Raw genomic sequence first — 19,518 nt, forward strand, 5'->3', positions numbered from 1 at the left:
GATTCACGGTGGCTGTCCGCTCCCCGCACGCGAACAGCCACGGAACCGTCGCTCAGTCGCCGTTGAGCACCGGCATGATCCACTCCAGGGTGCCGGTCCGCAGGGCCTCCTCGGCCAGGCGCTTACCCGTGGGGGTCTTGAGCGCGGCCAGGGAGCTGTCGATCCACGGCTGCACGTTCTGGTGCCCCTGCTCGCGGTACTCCACCGCCTGGATCAGGCACTCCAGCTTGTCGGCGTCCCGCGCGCACACGGCCTCCAGGCTGGCCTTCTCCTCGTACTCGCCGACGGCACCGCTCACCATCTCCGCCACCGGCTCCGGCAGGCCCCGCATCTGGTCCGCGGTGACCTCCTCGTTCGGCGCCGCCTTGAGGTAGCGCTTGCCGATGTACGGGATGTCGGTGATGCGGGTCTCCTGGGTGTCGTGGAACAGGCTCATGAACGCCGCCCGCTCCGCGTTGCCGCCCTCCAGCTTGGCGATGACGCTGGCGATGACCGCCGTACGGAACGAGTGATCGGCGATGCTCTCCGGATCTCGTACCCCCGCCACCAGCCAGCCGGTGCGCTTGTACCGCTTGAGCAGCCCGAACTCGTACAGCACGCCCGCCACTCCCGCGAACTCGTCCGTCACGAAGATCCCCCCTCAACCTCGTTACACCATTTCGCCGAGCGTAAACGACACCTCCCTGCCTGGCCGGGTACCGAACGCTCATGTCATCGTCCCTTCCCCGTAGCGGGCCGATCCGGACGTCGGCGCGCCTGGTCAGGCCGCCGACCTCGTCCGGGCCTGCGGACAACTTCACAGGCCCGGACGAACGATCACGCGGAACGCCACTCGGCACGGCTCATCGGGGAGTCACCGAGCCGGGATGCCCCACTTGACATCGCCCGCCTGAAGGGCGGCGGCGACGTACGGCGCGATCCGCGCGCCGAACTCCGCCGTGTCGGCGCCCGTCACCACGGCCCCCAGCAGCACCGCGGCCGCGCCCGCCTCCCTGAGGAGCGCGAGGTCGTCCGGGAGCAGCGCGTGCTGGCTCGGCACGATGACGGGGATGTCGACCGCCGACGCCACCGCCTCCAGCTTCGCCAGGGTCGCCAGTGTCAGCGGCGTGCCGTACCTCTCGGGTTCGAGCGTGGAGAGTTCGAGCGCCCGGCTCCCCCGCCGCGCCAGGGCCCGCGCCTGGGATGGGCCGTCGCCCGGCCCCAGGGCCACCATGGGCGTCACCGGCCCGCACGCCTCAACGTAGCCCGCGGGCGCGTCGGCGGCGTAGACGTCGAAGTAGTCGAACCCCATCTCCCGTGCCGCGACCATCTCCGCGATCGACACTGATCCGGCCGCGCCGACGACGAGGCCCGTCGGGACGCCGAGCGCGAGGATGCCGCGCAGCCGCTCACGCTCGGCGTCCAGCGGCCCGAAGGCCGTCCCCGAGGCCCGGTGCCGCACGTTCGTGTGCACCTTCAGGCCGTCGGCTCCCGCACGCGACGCCGCCTCCGCGAGAGCTGTCTCGTTGCGCGGCAGGCTGACCAGGACAGCCAGCCGCGATTCGGGCAAACGCATTCGGGAACCCCGTCTCAGTAGTGGGTGACATTCGGCCAGCCCAGTTCCATGCCCTGGCCGGTCATCGCTTCCTGGACCTCGGCCAGCAGGCCCGGCGTCGCGGTGACCTGGTGCGGCTCGGTGTCTCGGGCCACGCAGAACGACGCCAGGTGACCAGCCGCCTCGCCCACGGTCCACTCGACCGGGTGGACCCGGTAACACCCGTTGGTGATGTGCGTGGTGCTGATGTTCTTGCCCGCGGCGATCACGTTCCGCACGCGCTCGGGAACCAGCGCGCGCATCGGGACCTGGAACGGCCAGGCCGGTACGTCGATGTAGTTGTCCCCGCCGGTCGAGGGGTGCAGGTCGATCCGGTACGAGCCGACCCCGACGCTGTCGTGGTAGGAGACGGCCCCCTCGGGGCGTACGGCCACCGCGAGGTCCTGCTCCACGATCCGGTACTGCCCGCGGATCCGCCGCGACTCCCTGATGTACGGGCGCATCGCCAGGCCGTCGGCGGTTCCCGTGACGTCGGGACGCAGCCGCAGGCCGGCCCAGCCGGAGCCGCCGTCGGGCCGGGGCGCCTCAGACTGCAGCCAGTAGAGGAAGCTCAGGCTCTGCGCCCGTGCCGCGGCGGTGTGGGCCGCGTTCTGCTCGGCCGTGCCGCCGATGACCGGCCCGCCCAGGTAGTCGATCATCGGCCAGTTCACGATGGAGATGTCGCTGTCGAACGCGCCCGGCCGGAAGTGGTTGCGGGCCAGGATCCGCCGGAACGTCCACAGCTCGTCCGACCCCGGATCCTTGCTCTGGTCGGCGATGATGCCCGTGGGGTCGTCGTCCGGGTTCGGGGTGAAGACGTAGCGCCGGGGTTCCAGCGTGTGCGGGTGCGGGGCGACCCAGCCGAGCTGGGGGCCGTGCCACCACTCGGGAGCCAGCGCTCGCCAGACGGCGTAGTCGTCCGGTTTGTCGATCGTGTGGTTCTCCCCTGCGTGGTACGAGAGCGCGAAGCACACCGACACCGCCTGCATGTTGTCCGGCTGCGCGGTCGCCGCGGCGTGCGGCTCGCCCGTGTCGGCCCGCGACTCGGCGCCGGTCGCGAACTCGGTGCCGGTGAGCGGCAGCACCTCCCCGGTCTCCGTGGCGTCCAGGACGAACCTGGCCGTGACGGTGACGTCGCCGCCCGTCTCCAGGTCGTGGAACCCCATCGCCGTCACGTGGTCGCCGTCGACCTGCGCGGTCGCCGGGACGTGCCGGCGCAGCACGGTGATCTTCCCGGCCGCCTGCCACGGAGCGAGCATGGCCTCGATCACCGCCAGGGCCACCCGCGGCTCGTGGCACAGCGGGCCGACCCGGCCCGCGCCGGGGTTCAGGTGCGCCAGCGACCTGGACGCGGACCGCAGCGGGTACCCGCTCCGGTAGTACTCACGGATGCCGTCGCGTAGCCGCCGGTAGCTCGCGGTGCTTCCGAAGGCCTCGATCCAGGGATGTTCGTCGGGCGGGACGAGCTGCGTCGTGAGCTGCCCGCCCAGCCAGGCCGTCTCCTCGGTGAGCACCACCTGCGCGCCGTTCCTGGCCGCGGCCAGCGCGGCTGCGACACCGCCTAACCCCCCACCGACCACCAGTACGTCTGCGCGGAACTCGGTCACTCATGATTCCTTTCGATTCGGGCCGCTGGTCTGTCCAGCGACGAAGGCGCATGACAGCGCGACGGCCTGCGGCTCGACCTCTTCCTCCGACTCGAGCTGCTGGACCAGCAGCTCGACCGCGCGCATCCCCATTTCCCGCCCCGGTATCCGGAAGCAGGTGAGCTCCGGACCCGGTACGTCGTCCGGCGGGTCGCTGAGCGCGGCCACCGAGCACGCGCCGGGCACGTCGACGCCCATCCCGCCGAGGAGGTCGAGCAGCCGGAGCGCGACCACCGACTCGTGGGCGATGAACGCGGTGGCCCCGGCCTCCAGCAGCCGCCGTACCTCCTCCGCCGACGGTCCCTCCTCCTTGCGGACCGACAGGACGAGCCCGCCGGTGTCGAGCCCGTGCCGGCTCTGGGCGGCCCGGAACCCGGCGTCACGGTCGGCGGACGGTTCGCTCGGATCCGCCGCCGTCAGGTAGGCGATGCGCTCGTGCCCGAGGCCCACCAGGTGGTCGACGACCTCCCCGGTCGCGGTCGCGTAGTCCGCGGTGACGTAGGTGATGGGACCGGGCACGTCACGACGGCCGATCAGCGCGAACCTGAACCCCTCGTCCCGCAGCCGGACGATGTCGTCCCGGTTGGTCTCCTTGCCGAGCAGCACGCACCCGTCGGCGAGCCCCAGCCGGTTGACGCCGTCGCGGTAGATCGACCTGCTGCCGTCCGAGCCGGTGGCGCTGGTGAACATCAGCATGTCGTAGCCGAGCGCCTCGGCCCCGGCCTCGATCCCCACCAGGAACGGGTAGTAGAAGTTGTGATGGTCCATCGGGAACATCGACTCGAACGTGTAGACACCGATCAGGCGGTTCATCCCGCCGGCCAGGCTGCGCGCCACCGGATCGACGACGTAGCCCAGGGATCGGGCCACCTCGAAGACGTGCTGCCTGGTCTCCGGGGGGATCCGAATGGTGTCCGACTCCCTGCCGTTGATCACAATGGAGACCGTGGTCTGCGAGACGCCGGCCACCTTGGCGATGTCGGACTGGCGCGGCCTGCGGCGGGGTGCATCCTTCACCGGCGATCGTTCCCTTCCTCAAGGTGCTCCAACTCAAAGGAGATCTCGAACGGACGATCCCACGGGAAGCACACGCTGCCGGGCACAATGCGAAACATGTCGGCCGGCGGGCCGAGAGCGGCGAGCAGCTCGCCCAGGTCCCGCTCCACCAGGTCCGGCCGGACGGCCGTCCCGGCGGCGAGAACCCGGCGCCGCGCGGCGGTCTGGTACCCCCAGTCGTCGAGCAGACGATGGGTGAGGGTGCGGGCGTGCTCGGCCAGTCGCCGGTCGCCGGCGGCCAGCAGGCGGCTGCACCCCTGGGCCAGCGCGCTGCCGATCGTGTTGCCCGCGGTGTTCCACGCCGCGTACCCGGCGAGGCGCCGGAGCAGGCCGGCCTCGCGCAACGCCATGACCAGCGCGGGATCGGCGCCGTTCGCGTCGGCGACGTCCGCCACCGCGACCGGGCGCCCCGCGTCGAGCAGGTCGCGCGCCCGTCCGGCGAGGCGCGCCGCGTCGTCGCCCGGCCGCTCCGGCTGGTCCGGCCCGGAGCACCAGTCGCGCGGGGGCAGGCCCGGCGGGTGCACCGCGAGCACCAGGTCGGCCTGGGCGGCGTCCTCGACCAGGATCGCGCCGATGGTGGCGACCTGGTCGACGATCGTGTCGCGGACGGGCACGTCCTCGTACGCCGCGATCCGTCCGAGGGCGTCCGGGTCGAGGCAGGCGACGGCCACCTTCGGGCGCAGGCAGGCGTGCTCCAGCGCGGCCCGCGTGGTCAGCACGGCGCCGGCCTCGTCGGCGCCCGGGAGGCAGCTGATCCGGTCGCCCAGGCCGAGGCGGCCGATCCAGGCCTCCAGCCACTCCCGCTCGCTCGTGGACACGCTCTCGACCGTGCTGTCCTCCACCAGGATCGACAGCGTGTCGACGACTCCCTCCGCCACCAGCTCGACGCAGGCCAGCTGCATGGCGTGCAGGCGCATCCGCCGGGTGAAGAAGTCCGCGACGAGCGGCTCGGGGATCTCCGCCCTGGCGTGCGCCGCCGCGTCCGGGCGTCCGTGTTCGGCCCGGTAGAGCTCCTCGGACAGGGCGAAGAACCGCCGGCCGTGCCGGTCCCAGTACTCCGGCTCGGCCCCGGCGCCGTCGGACTTCCTGGTCCGCATCAGTGTCACGAAGGCGTGGACGGGAAGTTCCGGCCGGCCCGCCCGGATCCGGCGCAGCACGTCCAAGCGGGCCAGCGTCCGGGCCAGGGGCTCGGTGGTGCGCCGCGAGGCGACGAATCCGCCGTGGGCGAGCTGGTTGACGCTGACCACGACGGCGTCGCTGTCGCCGGCGGCATCCTCCAGCCACCGGGCTGTGCCGTCCATGTCCGCGGGTACGCCACGTGCCGGCAGGAGCCCGGCCGGTGGGAGCCGCAGCCGGGTTCCGGCGGTGCCGGCCAGCCCGGCGACGTGGCCGGTGTTCACCGGCCGGTCGTCGAGCGGGAGCAGCGTCACGACCGGTCCGCTGTGACTCATCCCTTCACCCCTCCCGCTCCCAGCCCCTGCACGAAGTGCCGCTGACCCGCGACGAAGATCACCAGGACGGGGACGATCGCGAGGAACGTACCGGCCATCAGCGGGCCGTACTGGGTCACGCCGCTGCCCGCGAACGAGCTGAGCGCCAGCGGCAGCGTCTGCATCTGCGGCGACGACACCGCCACCAGCGGCCACAGGAAGTCCTCCCAGGCGCCGGTGAAGGAGAGGATGGCGATGGTGGCGACGATCGGCCGGGCCAGCGGCATGTAGATCTGCCAGAAGATGCGCAGTTCTCCGGCGCCGTCCAGCCGGCCCGCCTCCGCCAGCTCGCCCGGCATGTCGAGGAAGTACTGCCGGGCGAGGTAGATGTTCAGCGGCTGCACCAGCATCGGCAGCACGAGCCCGAGGTGCGAGTCCAGCAGCCCGGTGCCGCCCTGGCCGAACAGGTCGTTGCCGCCGGCCAGCGGGAAGCCCTTGACGATGAGGAACAGCGGGATCAGCTGCACGATGGACGGCACCATGGCGCTGCCCAGCACCGTGGTGAACAGCAGGCGCGACCCGCGGAAGTCGATCCGCGCCAGGGCGTAGCCCGCCGCGGTCGCCGCGACGCAGTTCCCCGCGACCGTGAGCGTCGCCACGATCAGGCTGTTGGCCATCGCCCCGGGAATGTTCGTGGAGTTCCAGACGTACGCGAAGTTGTCCAGCGTCGGCTGGTCGGGCAGCAGCTTCGGCGGATAGCTGAACACCTCGGTCTTCGACTTGAAGGCCAGCGACACCATCCAGACGAACGGCATCGCCACCAGCAGGGTGACCACCCCGGCGAGGAGCGACCTGCGCCGGCCGGTCCCGCCGGTACCCGGTCGTGCCGTTCGGGCCGTTCGCACGTTCACCGCCGGCCTCCTCTCGCCATCGTGCGGATGCTGAAGTAGGCGAGGCCGAAGATCAGGCAGAACAGCAGGAACGCCATGGCGCTCGCGTTACCGAGCCGGTAGTGCTCGAAGGCCTCGTTGTAGATCAACATGTTCAGGACGGTCGTGGAGGACAGCGGACCTCCGGAGGTCAGGACGTAGATCTCGGAGAAGGACTGGGCCAGGTAGATGAGGTCGACCACGACCACGTACGTCGTGATCGGCACGAGCAGCGGCAGGATCACGTGCCGCAGCGTCCGCCAGCGCCCGCAGCCGTCGACGGACGCGGCCTCCAGCAGCGAGACCGGGACCGCCTGGAGCCCCGCCAGGAAAATGATCATGCTGCCTCCGAGCGCCTTCCAGGCCCGCATCCCGATCAGCGACACCAGGGCGGTGTCCTCGTCGGTGAGGAAGTCCACCGGTGGCAGCCCGACCAGATCCAGCAGGTAGTTGAACAGCCCGTCGTGGGAGTACAGCCACAGCCAGATCATGCTCACCGCCACCAGCGGCACCACGCGCGGCAGGTAGAGCACCGCACGGAACAGGGCCACACCCGGAAACCGTCCGTTGACCAGGAGCGCCAGGGCGAGGGCCGCCGGCACGGCCAGGATCAGCGTGCCGAAGGAGTACTGGACGGTGATCCAGATGGCGTGCCAGAACTCGCCGGACTGGAGCACGGCGAGGTAGCCGTCCAGGCCGTGAAACCTGGGCCCGCCGCGTTCGACGGGGTTGTACGAGGTCAGGCTCAGGTAGAAGCCGTACCCGATCGGGACGATCGTGACCAGCGACAGCGCGAGGGCGGCGGGCAGGACCAGGATCCAGCCCGCTCTGCGCTGGGCCGAGTGGAGCGGGCTCCGCCTCGGCCGGCGTACCGCCACGGGATCGGGCCTGGGGGACGGTCCCGGCGGCCGGGTCTCAGTGATCATGATGTGGCTTCATCCGTTCGAGTCGGCCGATCAGTTCTGCTTCGCCAGGCCTGCGGCCTCCGACGCCGCGCGGTCGAGCGCCTCGCCGGCGGACGCCTTGCCGCGCAGCACGGCCTCGATCTCCTTGGCCAGCACCTCGCGCTGCTGCGTCCACGTCTCGACGTTGGGGTTCCCGCGGAACTGGGCGGCGGCGTCCATGTAGGGCTTGATGTACGGCTGGGCGGAGAGCTCGGGGTCGGCGGCCAGGGAGGTGCGCGCCGGGATGCCGCCGACGGCCTGGACGTACGCCTTGGCGTTCGCCGGCTTGAGCAGGAACTCGATGAACTCCCACGCTTGGTCCTTGTGGCCGGAGTCGGCGCTGATGAACAGTCCGTTGCCGGCTCCGCCGAACGACGCCGCGGTGGTGTCCTTCAGCGGCGGGGCCAGCTTGATCTTCGCGGCGACGTCGGGAGACTGCTCGTGGATGCTCTTGAGCGTCGCCTCGTCGATCACGGCCATGGCCGCACGTCCGGTGACCAGCGGGTGCTGCGCCCCCGCCCCGCTCGTCGCCTCGCCCAGGCCGGTGGCCACCGCCTTGGGGCCGTTGTAGAAGTCGGCGAGGGACCCGAGCGCGCGCTTGCCCGCCTCGGAGTTCCAGGTGATCGTCGTGCCGCTCTCGTCGACGAAGGTCCCTCCGGCCTGGAACAGGAAGCTGCCGAACGCCTGCGACATGCTCGTCGGGTCGTCGGCGGGGAAGATCACGCCGGAGCGGGTGATGGAGTCGCCGTCGCGGACGACAAGCCGGTCCGCCGCCGTGCGCAGGTCCTGCCACGTCGCGGGCGGGGAGGCCGGGTCGAGGCCCGCCTCCTGGAACAGGTCGGTGCGGTAGGCGAGCAGGTGGCCAAAGCCGCGCAGCGGCATGATGATCTGCTTGCCGCCCACCTTGCCCTGCTCGAGGAACGTCAGGTCCGCCACGTCCGCGGCGGGCATCTTGGCGAGGTAGTCGTCCAGCGCGATCACGCGGCTGTTGGCGGCGTATCCGGCCGCCGCGGCGTTGCCGTGCCCGAAGACGTCAGGCGCGGTACCGCCGGCGAAGGCGGTCGACAGCCGCGTGGCCAGGTTGGCCCAGTCGACGAACTCGACCTGGACGTCGACCTTGTGCTCCGCCTCGAACGCGGGGACCAGTTTCTCGTTCACCCAGGAGACCTCCTCGGCGAGATTGCCGGGGAACCAGACCCGCAGAGTGCTCGCGTCATCGCCGGAGCCACCGCTGCCGGCGGCGGTGCCGCCGCCGCATCCGCTCAGAACCATCACCGCGATGAGACCGGCCGCCAGGCGCGATGCGCCACGCGATTTTGTGATCATTCGTACCTCCTCTGGGGCTGCACCCAGCTCGATAATGCGCATCATCATGATGGTGATGCGCATTATCGGTCAAGACCAGATCTTGACAGGTGAACGATCAGGTCGAAACACTGGCCCGGCTTGCAGCCGTGATAATGCGCAACATCAGAAGAGGAGGGACCATCCCATGGTTCCCGCTCGCCGAGCAGCTCGCTCGGACAAAACGCACGCCACTCCCCATATCAGGACAAACCGCCGACGCCGCAGCGCCCAGCTGTGGTGGGTGAGCCTCGCGGCGGTGGCACTGCTCGCCCCCGCCACCGCGGCCGGCGCGACGTCCCTCGGGCACAACCCGCCCCACCACGGCGGCGTCCCCGTGGGCATCAGCAACATGGTTGGAACGCCGATCCCCCCGCACGCCAGGCCGGAGAACCATCCGCGCTTCGTCGCGCAGTTCCACGTCGAGATCGACAACTCCACCGGCGGCGCCATCGAGCACGTCGCGCTGGACGGCACGCGGACGGTGCTCGGACACGTGCAGCGGCCGGCGACCGCCACCGTCAAGGCCAACGACGGTTTCTGGGCGTCGAAGTACTCGCGCGCCGTCGACGGCACCGCGGGACACCTGCTCGCCACGTCGGTCTACGTGCTGCGCTCCAAGGTCTGGCCGGAGGAGAGCTACGACCCGCTGCGCTACGAGAACTTCGACCCGGCCACCGGCGAGCGCGACTGGACCACCAGCCTGCTCAACATCCGCCCCGACCGGTTCATCGGCGCAGACTGGGGCAACTGGCTGGCCGACACCATCTACACCGACATCCCGGGCGGCTCGGGGATCTTCGGCGGGAAGAGCTCGCTGCCCACCGGCGCACCGCTGTCCTACTTCGACGAGGCGAAGCAGGCCTGGCTCCCCATCGCCGAGCACTTCCGCGCCAACCCGGACGCGGCTCCCCCGCGGAAGCTGCGCTTCACCGCATACCAGCCCCTGGTGCGCAACGCCTCGCCGACCTACCTCGAGTTCGAGAACTGGGCCGCGGGCGACACGGTCGCGGGGAAGGCGCATAAGCGGAACGGCGGGATCTACGTCGGCTACGCCCGGGGTGAGAAGCGCCGGGTCGCCGACGTCGTCCAGCGGGTCCAGGGCACCGGGCGCTTCGGTGGCACGGAGTTCGCCCACATCGGCCAGATGGACACCAACCACCCCGGCGCGATGACCTTCTCGACCTCGCCGTTCGACGGGTTCAGCTGGGACGAGAACGTCCGCGGCGGCTTCCAGATCGTCCCCGCGAACCACGTGAAGTTCCTCAGCAACGAGCTCAACCAGAACTCGTTCATGGGCCGGCCCCAGTGGCTCATCGTCGGCCCGGTCGGCGCCGACTCGAAGCGGCTGACCGACGAGCGGTACATCATCGACGGCAAGACCTCGTTCAACCCCGGCTGGGAGGCGATCGCGCCGGTGTTCGGCATGTACGCCCGGACCACGTTCGACCCGGCCGACCTCGACGGGTCCACCTACTTCGAGGTCTCCTACGACTACGGCAAGACCTGGCAGCTGAGCCCGGAGTTCACCGGCGTGCACGACCCCAGCACCTGCCAGGCGGCGAACTGCCCGCAGAACTGGACCAACATCCGGGTCCACCTCGTCTACCCCGACGGCCCCTGAGCGATCGCCGGCCCGCCGACCACGCGGTCGGCGGGCCGGCGCCGCCCATCCGGCCCCCCACCCCCCACCCCCCACCCCCCACCCCAGACGAGGAGACGTCGTGTCCGCGAGGATGCACCTGAGGTCCTCGGTCATCGCGCTGCTGACCACCGCCCTGCTGGCCGCGGGCCATCTGTCTGCCGCGCCGCTGTCGGCCGAGACCACCACGCAGAACTCCGCCCAGGCACCGGACATCGAGTGCACCGGCCATCGGGCGATGGGGGCTACCGTCACGGCGTCCTCGACCTTCAGCTCCAGTTACGGCGCGAAGAACGCCGTCGACGGCCTGTGCGCGGAGTCCTCCCGCTGGATGTCGTCGGCGAGCGAAGCCACCCCCACGCTGACGATCAAGTTCCCGGCCAGGACCCGGGTCGGCACGGTCGGGATCTACAGCGGTTCCGGCTGGCCCAACCCCTTCGCCGACACGGTCCTGGTGGACTTCACCGTCGAAGCCCAGACCGATGACGGCTGGGTGACCGTCGGAACCGAGGTGGACAACACCAAGCCGGTGGTCACGTTCAGCACCGACCTCGTGACCGACACGCTCCGCCTGGTGATCACCAAGAAGTCGCGGCACAGCACGAACGCCGCCCGCCTGTACGAGGTGGTCGTCCGGGCGCCCGGTGAGGGACCGCCCACGCCGCACCCCACCGCCGCCGACGACTTCCGCACCGTCGCGGAGGGGACCGAGCTGGTGGCCGACGCGCCCGGCGTGCTCGGCAACGACAGCTTCCCCGACGACGTCACGCCCGCGGTGGCGGCGTGGTCCGAGCCGGCCCACGGCACCCTGACGACGTCCGCGGACGGGTCGTTCCGCTACACCCCCGACCGCGGGTACGTCGGCGTCGACACGTTCACCTACGGGGTAGGCGACGACGCCGAGCGCTCCACCGCGACCGTCACGGTCACCGTGACCGCCAAGCCGGACGAGTCGGGGCCGGACGAGCTCCGGATCTCCGCGATCTCCGGCCGGGCCGACATGGCGACCGGCGGCGACTCGCTGCTCCGGATCGAGCTGCCCCGCGCCGTACCGCGCGAGAGTCTCCAGGTGACGTTGAACGGCCAGACCGACGTCACGCCGGCCTTCCAGACCGGGCCGGGCACCGGCGAACTCGTCGGGCTGGTGACCGGGCTGCGTGAGGGCAAGAACACGGTCGAGGTCACCGCGCAGGCGCCCAACCGGCCGCGCGCCTCGATCACGCTGGTCAACCACCCCGCGCAGGGCCCGGTGTTCTCCGGCCCGCACGAGCAGCCGTTCGCCTGCGAGACCGCGGGGTTCGCGATCCCGGTGATCGGCGGCAGGCTCGGCGAGCCGCTCGACGCGAACTGCACGATCGCCAACCGGGTCGACTACTTCTACCGGACCACCGCCGACGCGTACAAGCGCTGGCCGACGGGCGCCACCGCCTATCCCGCCGACCTGGCCACCACGACGAACTCGCTCGGCGTCTCGGCCAAGTTCATCGTCCGGATGGAGACGGCCACCGCCAACCGCGCGGTGGTCCAGATGAGCATGCTGCACGACCCGCTGGCCGAGCCCCCGCCGTCCCCCACGGTGCGTCCCGCCGGCTGGAACGGCCGGGCCGTGTTCACCCTCGGCGGCGGCTGCGCGGGCGGGTGGTACCGGTCGGGCAGCGGCACCGGCACCGTCACCGACGAGTTCATGCTCGGCCGCGGGTTCGCGCTGATGTCGTCCTCGCTGAACGTCTTCGGCAGCAACTGCAACGACGTCACGGCGGCCGAGTCGGCGATGATGACGAAGGAGCTGTTCGTCGAGAGGCACGGGCCGGTCGAGCACACGATCGGCTACGGCTGCTCGGGTGGGTCGTACCAGGCCCACCAGATCGCCGACAACTACCCGGGCATCTTCGACGGCATCGTCGTCGGCTGCTCGTTCCCCGAGGTCGGCATCGGCACGGTCAACTTCCTCACCGACGCGCGGCTGCTCGACACCTACTTCACCTCCGGCACGACGGTTCCGTGGACGGACGAGCAGAAGCGCCGGGCCTCCGGCTTCGCGACCGCGGCCATGGTGTCCGCCATGTCGCGGGGCGCCAACCGGATCGACCCGCGGCTGGACTGCGACATCGTCCCCGAGCAGCAGCGCTACAACCCGATCTCCAACCCGACCGGCGTCCGCTGCGGCGTCTACGACCACATGATCAACATCTACGGCGCTGACCCGGCCACCGGCTTCGCCCGCAGGCCGCTGGACAACGTCGGCATCCAGTACGGGCTCGGCGCCCTGAACGACGGCGACATCACGCCGGAGCAGTTCCTCGACCTCAACGAGCACATCGGCGGCCTCGACGCCGACGCGAACGTCGTGCCGCGGCGGACCGAGGCCGACCCGAAGGCGACCAAGATCGCCTACCACACCGGGCGGGTGACCAGCGGCGGTCGCGGGCTGGCCCGGACGCCGATCATCGACTACCGCTCGTACTGGGACGACGTGTCCTGGGGCGACATCCACGTCCGCTACCACACCTTCTCCATGCGGGAACGGCTGAAGGAGGCCAACGGCACCGCGGCCAACCACGTCAGCCTGCTGGAGGACGCCCGATACGGGCTGTTCAGCACCGAGAGCTCGCTGGTGCGGCATGCGGTGACCCAGATGGACCACTGGCTGACGAACCTCGCCGGCGTCCGCCCCGGCGGCAAGCCGATCGAGCGGATCACCACCGCGCGGCCGAACACCCTGGTCGAGGGCTGCAACACCCGCGACGAGAAGCCGCGGTTCGTGGCCGAGACGCTCGAGCGCGATCCGGCGAGCGAGTGCGAGCGGCTGTACCCGACCGCGTCCTTCCCCCGGGAGGTGGCGGGAGAGGACGTCACCGCCGACATCATCACGTGTCGGCTGACCCAGCCGACGCGCGACGGTTACGCGGCGCGGTGGACCGACGAGCAGTGGGAGCGGCTGCGGACGATCTTCCCTCAGGGGGTGTGCGACTACTCCAAGCCCGGGGTGTCCCAGCAGCGCACGAAGAACACCTGGCAGCGTTTCTGACGGTTCCGGCGGCCAGGCAAGGCCCACACAGGCCTATTTAGGCCCATATAGGTCTGCATGGTGCTCATAGGGCCAGGTCATCTGGCAGGGCGAGTGGCGGAGCACATCGGTGCTCCGCCACTCGCTCGTTCTGGGGAGCGGAGGGCGCGCCGCGCCGGGGCGATCGGGAACTGGATGGAACGCCGAGGCGATTTCGGGCGGACGGGCGCGACCGCGTCCTCGGGAGCGATCGGGAACCCGACAGCCTCACCCCCGAGCGGGTGCCGCTGCGCCTCCTCCAAGCCCGCCGCCTGGCGGACTCCGAGCTTGGTGCTCGTCCGCCACGGCCCGTCCGCCCGCCAGAGCCGGGGGACGGTCATAGCATCGGTGTCGCCGATGCTACGACCGAGACGAAAGAGGTCCGATGATCTTCATCACCGCGAAGTTCCGCGTGCTGCCGGAGTACGCCGACCGGTTCCCCGAGATCACCGCCGAATTCACCCAGGCGACCCGCGGCGAGCCCGGCTGCCTGTGGTTCGACTGGTCCCGCAGCGTCGAGGACCCGGCCGAGTACGTGCTGGTCGAGGCCTTCCGGGACGGTGACGCCGGCGCGGCCCACGTCCAGTCCGAGCACTTCCGCACCGCGCAGCAAACCCTGCCTCGCCATCTCGCCGAGACGCCGAGGATCGTCAACGCGACGATCCCGCAGGACGACTGGTCCCTCCTCGGCGAGATGGCCGTCCCCGAACGGAGGTGAGCGCGGGTTTACGAAGCGGCGTCCAGGAGCCCCTGGACGTCGATCTTCTTCATGCCCAACATGGCCTGCATGACCCGCCCCGCCACGGCGGGGTCGGACTTCGACAGCAGCTCAGGCAGCGCCTTGGGGATGATCTGCCAGGACAGCCCGTACCTGTCCTTCAGCCAGCCGCACCGGCCCTCCTCGCCGCCGTCGGTGAGCTTGGCCCACAGCTCGTCGACCTCCTCCTGCGTCTCGCAGTCCACAAACAGGGAGATCGCCTCGGTGAACCTGAACTCGGGGCCGCCGTTCAGCGCGATGTACCGCTGCCCGGCCAGCTCGAACGTCACGATCATGGCCGAGCCCACCGGACCGGGACCGCCCTCGCCATGACGCTGGACGTCGAGGATCCGGGAGTCGGCGAACAGGGAGGTGTAGAAGGTGGCGGCCTCTTCGGCCTGCTTGTCGAACCACAGGTAGGTCGTGATCTTCTGCATGGTGATGTCCTTTTCGCGTCTCGAACCCGTTCTTCACAGACGCGTCGAACGGCCGACGGCCGGATCGACATCCGGGCTGAAACTTTTTTCGCGGCGGCACAACGCCACTGTGCGCCAACAAATCGTCACGTCGTCACCAAGCAGTCCCCCGCCGGTGGCCGCAGGGTCGGCACCGACACGTTGATCACCCTCTACGCGAAGAAGCACGGCGAATAGGAGTGGGCGTGCCGCGTCGCGTGGCCGCTCGGGTCATTTCCCGGTCTGCCGGAAGAGGTCGTTGAGGTCCGTCTGGGAGAGCTGACCGTCCGCGTACGAGAACGTGCCCTGCTCCGCCAGCTCCCGGGCCGCGCGGAGCAGGTGGCGATACGTCGCGCGGGCGATGCTGCCGCCGACCGTGACCCGCCGGACCCCGAGGGCGCGCAGATCGTCCAGCGGCAGCGCGTCGCCGGAGAGCCCCATGACCACGTTGAGCGGACCGCCGAGTTCGCGGACCAGCGTGCCGATGGTGGCGGCGTCAGTGGCGCCCGGGACGAAGGCGCAGTCCGCTCCGGCGGCCAGATACGCGTTGGCGCGCCGTACACACTCGTCCAGCGAGCCGTCGACCAGCAGCGCGTCGGTCCGTCCGACGAGGACGAACGGCTCCCCGCCCGCGTCGACGGCGCTCCGGGCGGCCTGGATGCGGTCAGCCGCGAGCGCCGCGTCGTACAGCGGCCGGTCACGGTCGCCTGTGAAGTCCTCGATGTTGCCGCCGGCGGCTCCGGCCGCGACGGCCATCGAGATCGTGGTCGCCACGACCTCAGGCGCCTCGCCGTAGCCCTCCTCGAGGTCCGCGCTCACCGGCACCGCCACCCCGGCGACGATCTCCCCGACCCGGCGCATCATCGTGTCGCGGTCGATCCGGCCATCCGATGGCTGCTCGGCGAAGTAGTCGTGGTCCGGGCGCCCGAGTGAGAAGGCGACGCCCGCGCTCGTGGTCGCGACGGCCGGGAAGCCGGCCGACTCCAGGATCCGGGCGCTGCCCACGTCCCACGCGTTGGGCAGCAGGAAGCAGCCCTCCCGGTGCAGCTCGGCGAAGTGTTCGGCTCGTTCCCGCCTGTCGGTGTCCACGTGGCCCCTTCTCGTACGGTCCCGGCTCCAGGAACCGTACGACCCGGCGTCATAGACCAGAACCCCTGATCTGTTGCTGTCCCCATAAGCGGCGGCTATGGTCGCGGCGTGGAGAGCCTTCAGCGCCTGAGGGTGCTTCGTGCGGTCGCCCAGCATGGCTCGTTCACAGCGGCCGGCGGCGCGCTCACCATGTCGCAGCCCGCTGTCTCCCAGCACGTCAGCGCGCTCGAACGCGAACTCGGCGCCCGCCTGGTCGAGCGCAGCACCCTCGGTGCCCGGCTGACCCCCGAAGGCGAGATCGTCCTCCGGCACGCGCTGCGGATCCTGGCGTCATGCGACGACGCACGGCGCGAGCTCGACCAGCTCCGCTCCGGCGACCTCGCGCCGGTGCGGGTGGCGGCGTTTCCCACGGCGTGTGGTCACCTGCTGCCTCCGGCGGCCGCGCTGTGGCGCCGCCGCCATCCCGCGCTGCCGTTCGAGTTCATCGAATGCGACGCCGACCAGGCCCTTGAGCTGGCCCGGCAGGGCAAGGCGGACCTCGCGCTCACCTACGACTACGCCGCCCACCCCATCGACCTCCACGCCCTGTCCGCGCAGCCGCTGCCGGACGACCCGCTGCTGCTCGTCCTCCCCGCCGGCCACCCGTTCGCCGCGCCCCCCGTCGTCGACCTCGCCGCACTGGCCGAAGAGCCGTGGATCAGCGGCACCTCGTTCGCCTGCGCGGAGTCACTGCGCGCCATCTGCGGAGTCGCCGGCTTCACCCCGGTGGTCGCGCTGGACTCCAACCGCTACCCGACAACGCTGGCGATGGTCGCGGCCGGGCACGGCGTCGCGCTCGTACCGCTCTCCGCGCTGGCCGGCCCGCCGGCGGACGTCGTGATCCGGCCCCTGCGCCCAGCGCCACCGCCGCGCCGGATGTGGACGGCCACCCGGGGAGAACCCAGCGCGCCGGTGGCACACCTGGTGGACTGCCTGGTGGCCACCGCCCTGAACCCGGCGCCTGCGGGGGCCTGGGGCCGCCGGCAGCCTGTGTCCGCTCACGCCTCTCCGGCAGGCCGGTGGGAGACGTCGGTGGCGACGAGCTCGACCTCGAACCCATCCGCGTCCTCCAGGTAGGCGGCGTAGTGCCGCTCGCCGCCGGCGTAGGGGTGACGATCGGGGAACATCAGCGTCCAGCCATACGCGGGCGCCTGCTCGGCCAGGGCATCGACCAGGGCCCGGCCTTCCACGTGGAAGGCCAGGTGGTTCAGCCCCGGACGGCGGCGATCGTGCCGGTCGGCGCTGAGCGCGGCGGACCGCTCCAGGACCAGATAGGTCGCCCCGAGACGCCAGCTGCGCCCGTCGCTCCAGTCCTGGAACAGGATGTAGCCGAGCGCCTCCAGCAGCCACTGCCAGCCGACGACGGCACGCGGCAGGTCAGGCACCCAGATCTCGACGTGGTGCAGCATCCCGGTGGTCCCACTGGTTGTCATGCGACGATTCTCCCGGGCCCCCCGCCCCGCTGAACCTCTTGATCATCGGACGCATGTGGCCCGACCATGGAGACCATGCCGAACACCCTGCGGGACGATGACCTCCACGACGTCCCGTCACCGTCGAGGGTGCGAGTAAATACCGACTCAGGTTCAACCTGCGGACGAAGCTGTCAGCGGACGAAGTCGCACGTCACTACGAGGCCGCGAGATCGGGCATCGAAGGCGGCGGAGTCTCCGTCGTCGTCTGGACGCCTTCGGAAACCCCGCCCTTCCCCTTGAGCTTCGACGACAAGTTGATCATCGTCGAGGCGCAGGACACCCTCCATGACCCCGGCTGGGATCTTCGTTGTCACTGACGCCCCGCCGCGAGCCTCACCTGGGGGTGAGGACCCAGCGCCAGGCACCGCTCTTGTTGCTGTCGCGGTTGGCGGCGAGCTGGGTCATCTTCGTGCCGTCCACGCTGACGAGCACCAGCCCGTTGTCGAACTCGTTCTCGCACGTGCCCGCGCAGCCGAGCGCGATGACGTCGTCGTCGTCCGCCCAGGCGTGCAGTTGCAGCACCCTCTGGCGGCCCACGACCTTGCCGGTCCCGACCTCGGTGATCTCCGTCGGAAGCCCGTCCGGCCCGAGCGCCAGGCGGCCGTCGGGCGAGATCGCCGACAGGCCCGACTGCGTGCGGTACCGCTGCCCCTCGGGCGCCTCCCGTGGCTCGCCGTCGAGGCTGTAGAAGAGCCTGTCAGGCATGGTCGACGTGGGCGCCCAGATCATCGTGCCGTCCACGCTCCAGCCGAGGTCCTGACGGCCGTTCCCGTTGGCGATCCGCTTGTTGCTCAGGTGGCCGGGCAGCGGCGGCAGCTCGTGGTAGTCCGCCGTGCCGGCCTCGACGTCCACGACGTAGTAGCCGGTACGCGGGCTCTCGCCGGCCGGGCCCGCCTGGTCTCCCCTGCCCCGCAGGACGTCGGGGTAGCTGGAGTATGCGGTGGCCAGGATCCGCCTGCCGTCCGGGGACCAGGCGACGGACGCCACCTGATGCTCCAGGTCGATCCAGTTCAGGACCTCGCGGGTGTTCATGTCGAGCACACCCAGCCGCCGGCTGAGCAGGTCGCCGTCGAGCACGGCCGCGACCTGCAGTCCCGGGGCGACGTCCACCCAGGCGTACGGGGTCTGCTCGTACCCGCCGGTGCGCGGGTCGTACAGGGACCACGTCCGCCGGACCTGCTCCTGGTCCGCCGAGACCACCTCCCGCAGGATCGTGTAGTAGGCGGACACCGCCATGCCGCCCGCAGCGATCAGCCGGGCCGGTGGACTGTTCTCCGTGTCGGTCCGTACGTCCGTCGGGGCGGGTGACGGCCGGGCCGGCATCGTCACACCGGTGGCCGGGCGGACGACGGGCTCGGGCTGGCGCTGGACGGAGACGAACAGGGCGACCCCCGCCACCATCGCCATCACGAGCGCCGCCGCGCCGGCGGGCTTCCAGGCGCGCCTCCGTAGCGCCCGGTCGGCCAGGTCGTGGGGCACCGTGGCCTCACCGGCCCAGTCCTCCAGCGTGTCGCGTAGTAGTCGGGTCATCTGGTCACCTCCATGACCTGGGCCAGCTCGGGGGCGATCGTGCGCAGGCGGGCCAGCGACCTGTGCGCGGTGCTCCTGACCGTGCCGACGGAGCAGCCCAGCACCCGGGCGATCTCCTGCTCGGGCAGGTCCTCGAAATACCGCAGCACCAGCACCGCGCGCTGCCGGGGGGTGAGCCTGGACAGGGCGGACCGCAACACCATGCGCAGCTCGCTCTGGTGGTGGAGGTCCCGGTCCTCCAGCTCGGGCGGGCTCGCCTGCACCACCTCGCCGCGCCGCCCGCTCGCGCGCCACCGGCTCACCTGGTGCCGGTACATGACCTGCTTCGCGTACGCCTCCGGCGCCTCCACCCGCCGCCACCTGGTCACCAGCTTCGCCAGCGCGGTCTGCACCAGGTCCTCGGCCGCGTGCTGGTCACCACCGGTGAGCAGGAAGCCGAGCCGCATCAGGGCGGGAGAGCGCGCAGAGACGAACTCGCGGAAACGCTGCTCGTCCGCGGCGTCCACGACCACCTCCAGAATGATTGACATCACCCTTCCAGACGCCCGCGACGGCCTCCGCTA

17 protein-coding genes are annotated in these 19,518 nt (G+C 70.9%); 4 read left to right on the forward strand and 13 right to left on the reverse strand.

What is annotated here, in order from left to right:
• Positions 1–52: 52 nt before the first annotated feature.
• The 8 genes from V5E28_RS35055 to V5E28_RS35090 all read right to left on the reverse strand — a co-directional run bounded on the left by V5E28_RS35055 (position 53) and on the right by V5E28_RS35090 (position 8,904).
• Positions 53–628: an HD domain-containing protein gene (locus V5E28_RS35055; RefSeq protein WP_336213450.1), complete on the reverse strand. Its 576-nt coding sequence runs from the start codon at positions 626–628 to the stop codon at positions 53–55.
• A gap of 225 nt (positions 629–853) precedes the next feature.
• Entirely contained in the window at positions 854–1,555 is a 702-nt protein-coding gene (locus V5E28_RS35060; RefSeq protein WP_336213452.1) for a hypothetical protein, read from the reverse strand.
• A gap of 14 nt (positions 1,556–1,569) precedes the next feature.
• Positions 1,570–3,180, reverse strand: coding sequence for an FAD-dependent oxidoreductase (locus V5E28_RS35065; protein WP_336213453.1), 1,611 nt, complete (start codon positions 3,178–3,180; stop codon positions 1,570–1,572).
• Positions 3,181–4,236: a LacI family DNA-binding transcriptional regulator gene (locus tag V5E28_RS35070; RefSeq protein ID WP_336213455.1), complete on the reverse strand. Its 1,056-nt coding sequence runs from the start codon at positions 4,234–4,236 to the stop codon at positions 3,181–3,183.
• Entirely contained in the window at positions 4,233–5,726 is a 1,494-nt protein-coding gene (locus tag V5E28_RS35075; RefSeq protein WP_336213457.1) for a DUF4127 family protein, read from the reverse strand. The genes V5E28_RS35070 and V5E28_RS35075 overlap by 4 nt, the downstream gene beginning before the upstream one ends.
• Positions 5,723–6,616, reverse strand: a complete 894-nt coding sequence (locus tag V5E28_RS35080; protein ID WP_336213458.1) for a carbohydrate ABC transporter permease — start codon at positions 6,614–6,616, stop codon at positions 5,723–5,725. Before V5E28_RS35080 ends, V5E28_RS35075 begins: the two co-directional genes overlap by 4 nt.
• On the reverse strand, positions 6,613–7,560 hold the full coding sequence (locus V5E28_RS35085) for a carbohydrate ABC transporter permease (protein WP_336213460.1): 948 nt from the start codon (positions 7,558–7,560) through the stop codon (positions 6,613–6,615). Before V5E28_RS35085 ends, V5E28_RS35080 begins: the two co-directional genes overlap by 4 nt.
• A 30-nt stretch (positions 7,561–7,590) precedes the next feature.
• Complete coding sequence (locus V5E28_RS35090; protein ID WP_336213461.1) at positions 7,591–8,904, reverse strand: ABC transporter substrate-binding protein; 1,314 nt, start codon at positions 8,902–8,904, stop codon at positions 7,591–7,593.
• Positions 8,905–9,166: 262 nt separating this feature from the next.
• On the opposite strand from V5E28_RS35090, the gene V5E28_RS35095 reads away from it, so the two are divergent.
• From V5E28_RS35095 to V5E28_RS35105, 3 genes are all read left to right on the forward strand, one after another.
• Entirely contained in the window at positions 9,167–10,546 is a 1,380-nt protein-coding gene (locus V5E28_RS35095; protein WP_336213463.1) for a hypothetical protein, read from the forward strand.
• A 100-nt stretch (positions 10,547–10,646) separates the two neighbouring features.
• The gene (locus tag V5E28_RS35100) at positions 10,647–13,592 is read left to right on the forward strand and encodes a DUF6351 family protein (RefSeq protein WP_336213465.1); all 2,946 of its coding nucleotides are present in this window, start codon (positions 10,647–10,649) and stop codon (positions 13,590–13,592) included.
• A 403-nt stretch (positions 13,593–13,995) separates the two neighbouring features.
• Positions 13,996–14,328, forward strand: a complete 333-nt coding sequence (locus V5E28_RS35105) for a putative quinol monooxygenase (protein ID WP_336213467.1) — start codon at positions 13,996–13,998, stop codon at positions 14,326–14,328.
• Positions 14,329–14,336: 8 nt separating this feature from the next.
• Here V5E28_RS35105 and V5E28_RS35110 read toward each other — a convergent pair whose 3' ends face one another.
• Entirely contained in the window at positions 14,337–14,804 is a 468-nt protein-coding gene (locus V5E28_RS35110) for a VOC family protein (RefSeq protein ID WP_336213468.1), read from the reverse strand.
• Between the two features lie 249 nt (positions 14,805–15,053).
• On the reverse strand, positions 15,054–15,911 hold the full coding sequence (locus tag V5E28_RS35115; RefSeq protein ID WP_336213469.1) for an isocitrate lyase/PEP mutase family protein: 858 nt from the start codon (positions 15,909–15,911) through the stop codon (positions 15,054–15,056).
• A gap of 108 nt (positions 15,912–16,019) precedes the next feature.
• Between V5E28_RS35115 and V5E28_RS35120 the strand changes: the two genes are divergently transcribed.
• Positions 16,020–17,027: a LysR family transcriptional regulator gene (locus tag V5E28_RS35120; protein WP_336213471.1), complete on the forward strand. Its 1,008-nt coding sequence runs from the start codon at positions 16,020–16,022 to the stop codon at positions 17,025–17,027.
• On the opposite strand, the gene V5E28_RS35125 is transcribed toward V5E28_RS35120, so the two are convergent.
• The 3 genes from V5E28_RS35125 to V5E28_RS35135 all read right to left on the reverse strand — a co-directional run bounded on the left by V5E28_RS35125 (position 16,949) and on the right by V5E28_RS35135 (position 19,485).
• A complete protein-coding gene (locus V5E28_RS35125) occupies positions 16,949–17,383 on the reverse strand; it encodes a VOC family protein (RefSeq protein WP_336213472.1) in 435 nt (144 codons plus the stop codon). The genes V5E28_RS35120 and V5E28_RS35125 overlap by 79 nt on opposite strands.
• 375 nt (positions 17,384–17,758) lie before the next feature.
• Complete coding sequence (locus tag V5E28_RS35130; RefSeq protein ID WP_336213474.1) at positions 17,759–18,955, reverse strand: hypothetical protein; 1,197 nt, start codon at positions 18,953–18,955, stop codon at positions 17,759–17,761.
• Positions 18,952–19,485, reverse strand: a complete 534-nt coding sequence (locus tag V5E28_RS35135) for a SigE family RNA polymerase sigma factor (RefSeq protein WP_336213476.1) — start codon at positions 19,483–19,485, stop codon at positions 18,952–18,954. The genes V5E28_RS35130 and V5E28_RS35135 overlap by 4 nt, the downstream gene beginning before the upstream one ends.
• Positions 19,486–19,518: the final 33 nt, after the last annotated feature.

Origin of the sequence: Nonomuraea sp. LPB2021202275-12-8, from assembly GCF_037044575.1 — a bacterium.
Taxonomy (GTDB): domain Bacteria; phylum Actinomycetota; class Actinomycetes; order Streptosporangiales; family Streptosporangiaceae; genus Nonomuraea.

Excerpts from the sequence above, each read along its gene's own strand:
- V5E28_RS35060 (WP_336213452.1), bottom strand. The coding sequence starts at position 1,555 with ATGCGTTTGCCCGAATCGCGGCTGGCTGTCCTGGTCAGCCTGCCGCGC.
- V5E28_RS35075 (WP_336213457.1), bottom strand. The coding sequence starts at position 5,726 with ATGAGTCACAGCGGACCGGTCGTGACGCTGCTCCCGCTCGACGACCGG.
- V5E28_RS35085 (WP_336213460.1), bottom strand. The coding sequence starts at position 7,560 with ATGATCACTGAGACCCGGCCGCCGGGACCGTCCCCCAGGCCCGATCCC.
- V5E28_RS35090 (WP_336213461.1), bottom strand. The coding sequence starts at position 8,904 with ATGATCACAAAATCGCGTGGCGCATCGCGCCTGGCGGCCGGTCTCATC.
- V5E28_RS35105 (WP_336213467.1), top strand. The coding sequence starts at position 13,996 with ATGATCTTCATCACCGCGAAGTTCCGCGTGCTGCCGGAGTACGCCGAC.
- V5E28_RS35110 (WP_336213468.1), bottom strand. The coding sequence starts at position 14,804 with ATGCAGAAGATCACGACCTACCTGTGGTTCGACAAGCAGGCCGAAGAG.
- V5E28_RS35125 (WP_336213472.1), bottom strand. The coding sequence starts at position 17,383 with ATGACAACCAGTGGGACCACCGGGATGCTGCACCACGTCGAGATCTGG.
- V5E28_RS35130 (WP_336213474.1), bottom strand. The coding sequence starts at position 18,955 with ATGACCCGACTACTACGCGACACGCTGGAGGACTGGGCCGGTGAGGCC.
- V5E28_RS35135 (WP_336213476.1), bottom strand. The coding sequence starts at position 19,485 with ATGTCAATCATTCTGGAGGTGGTCGTGGACGCCGCGGACGAGCAGCGT.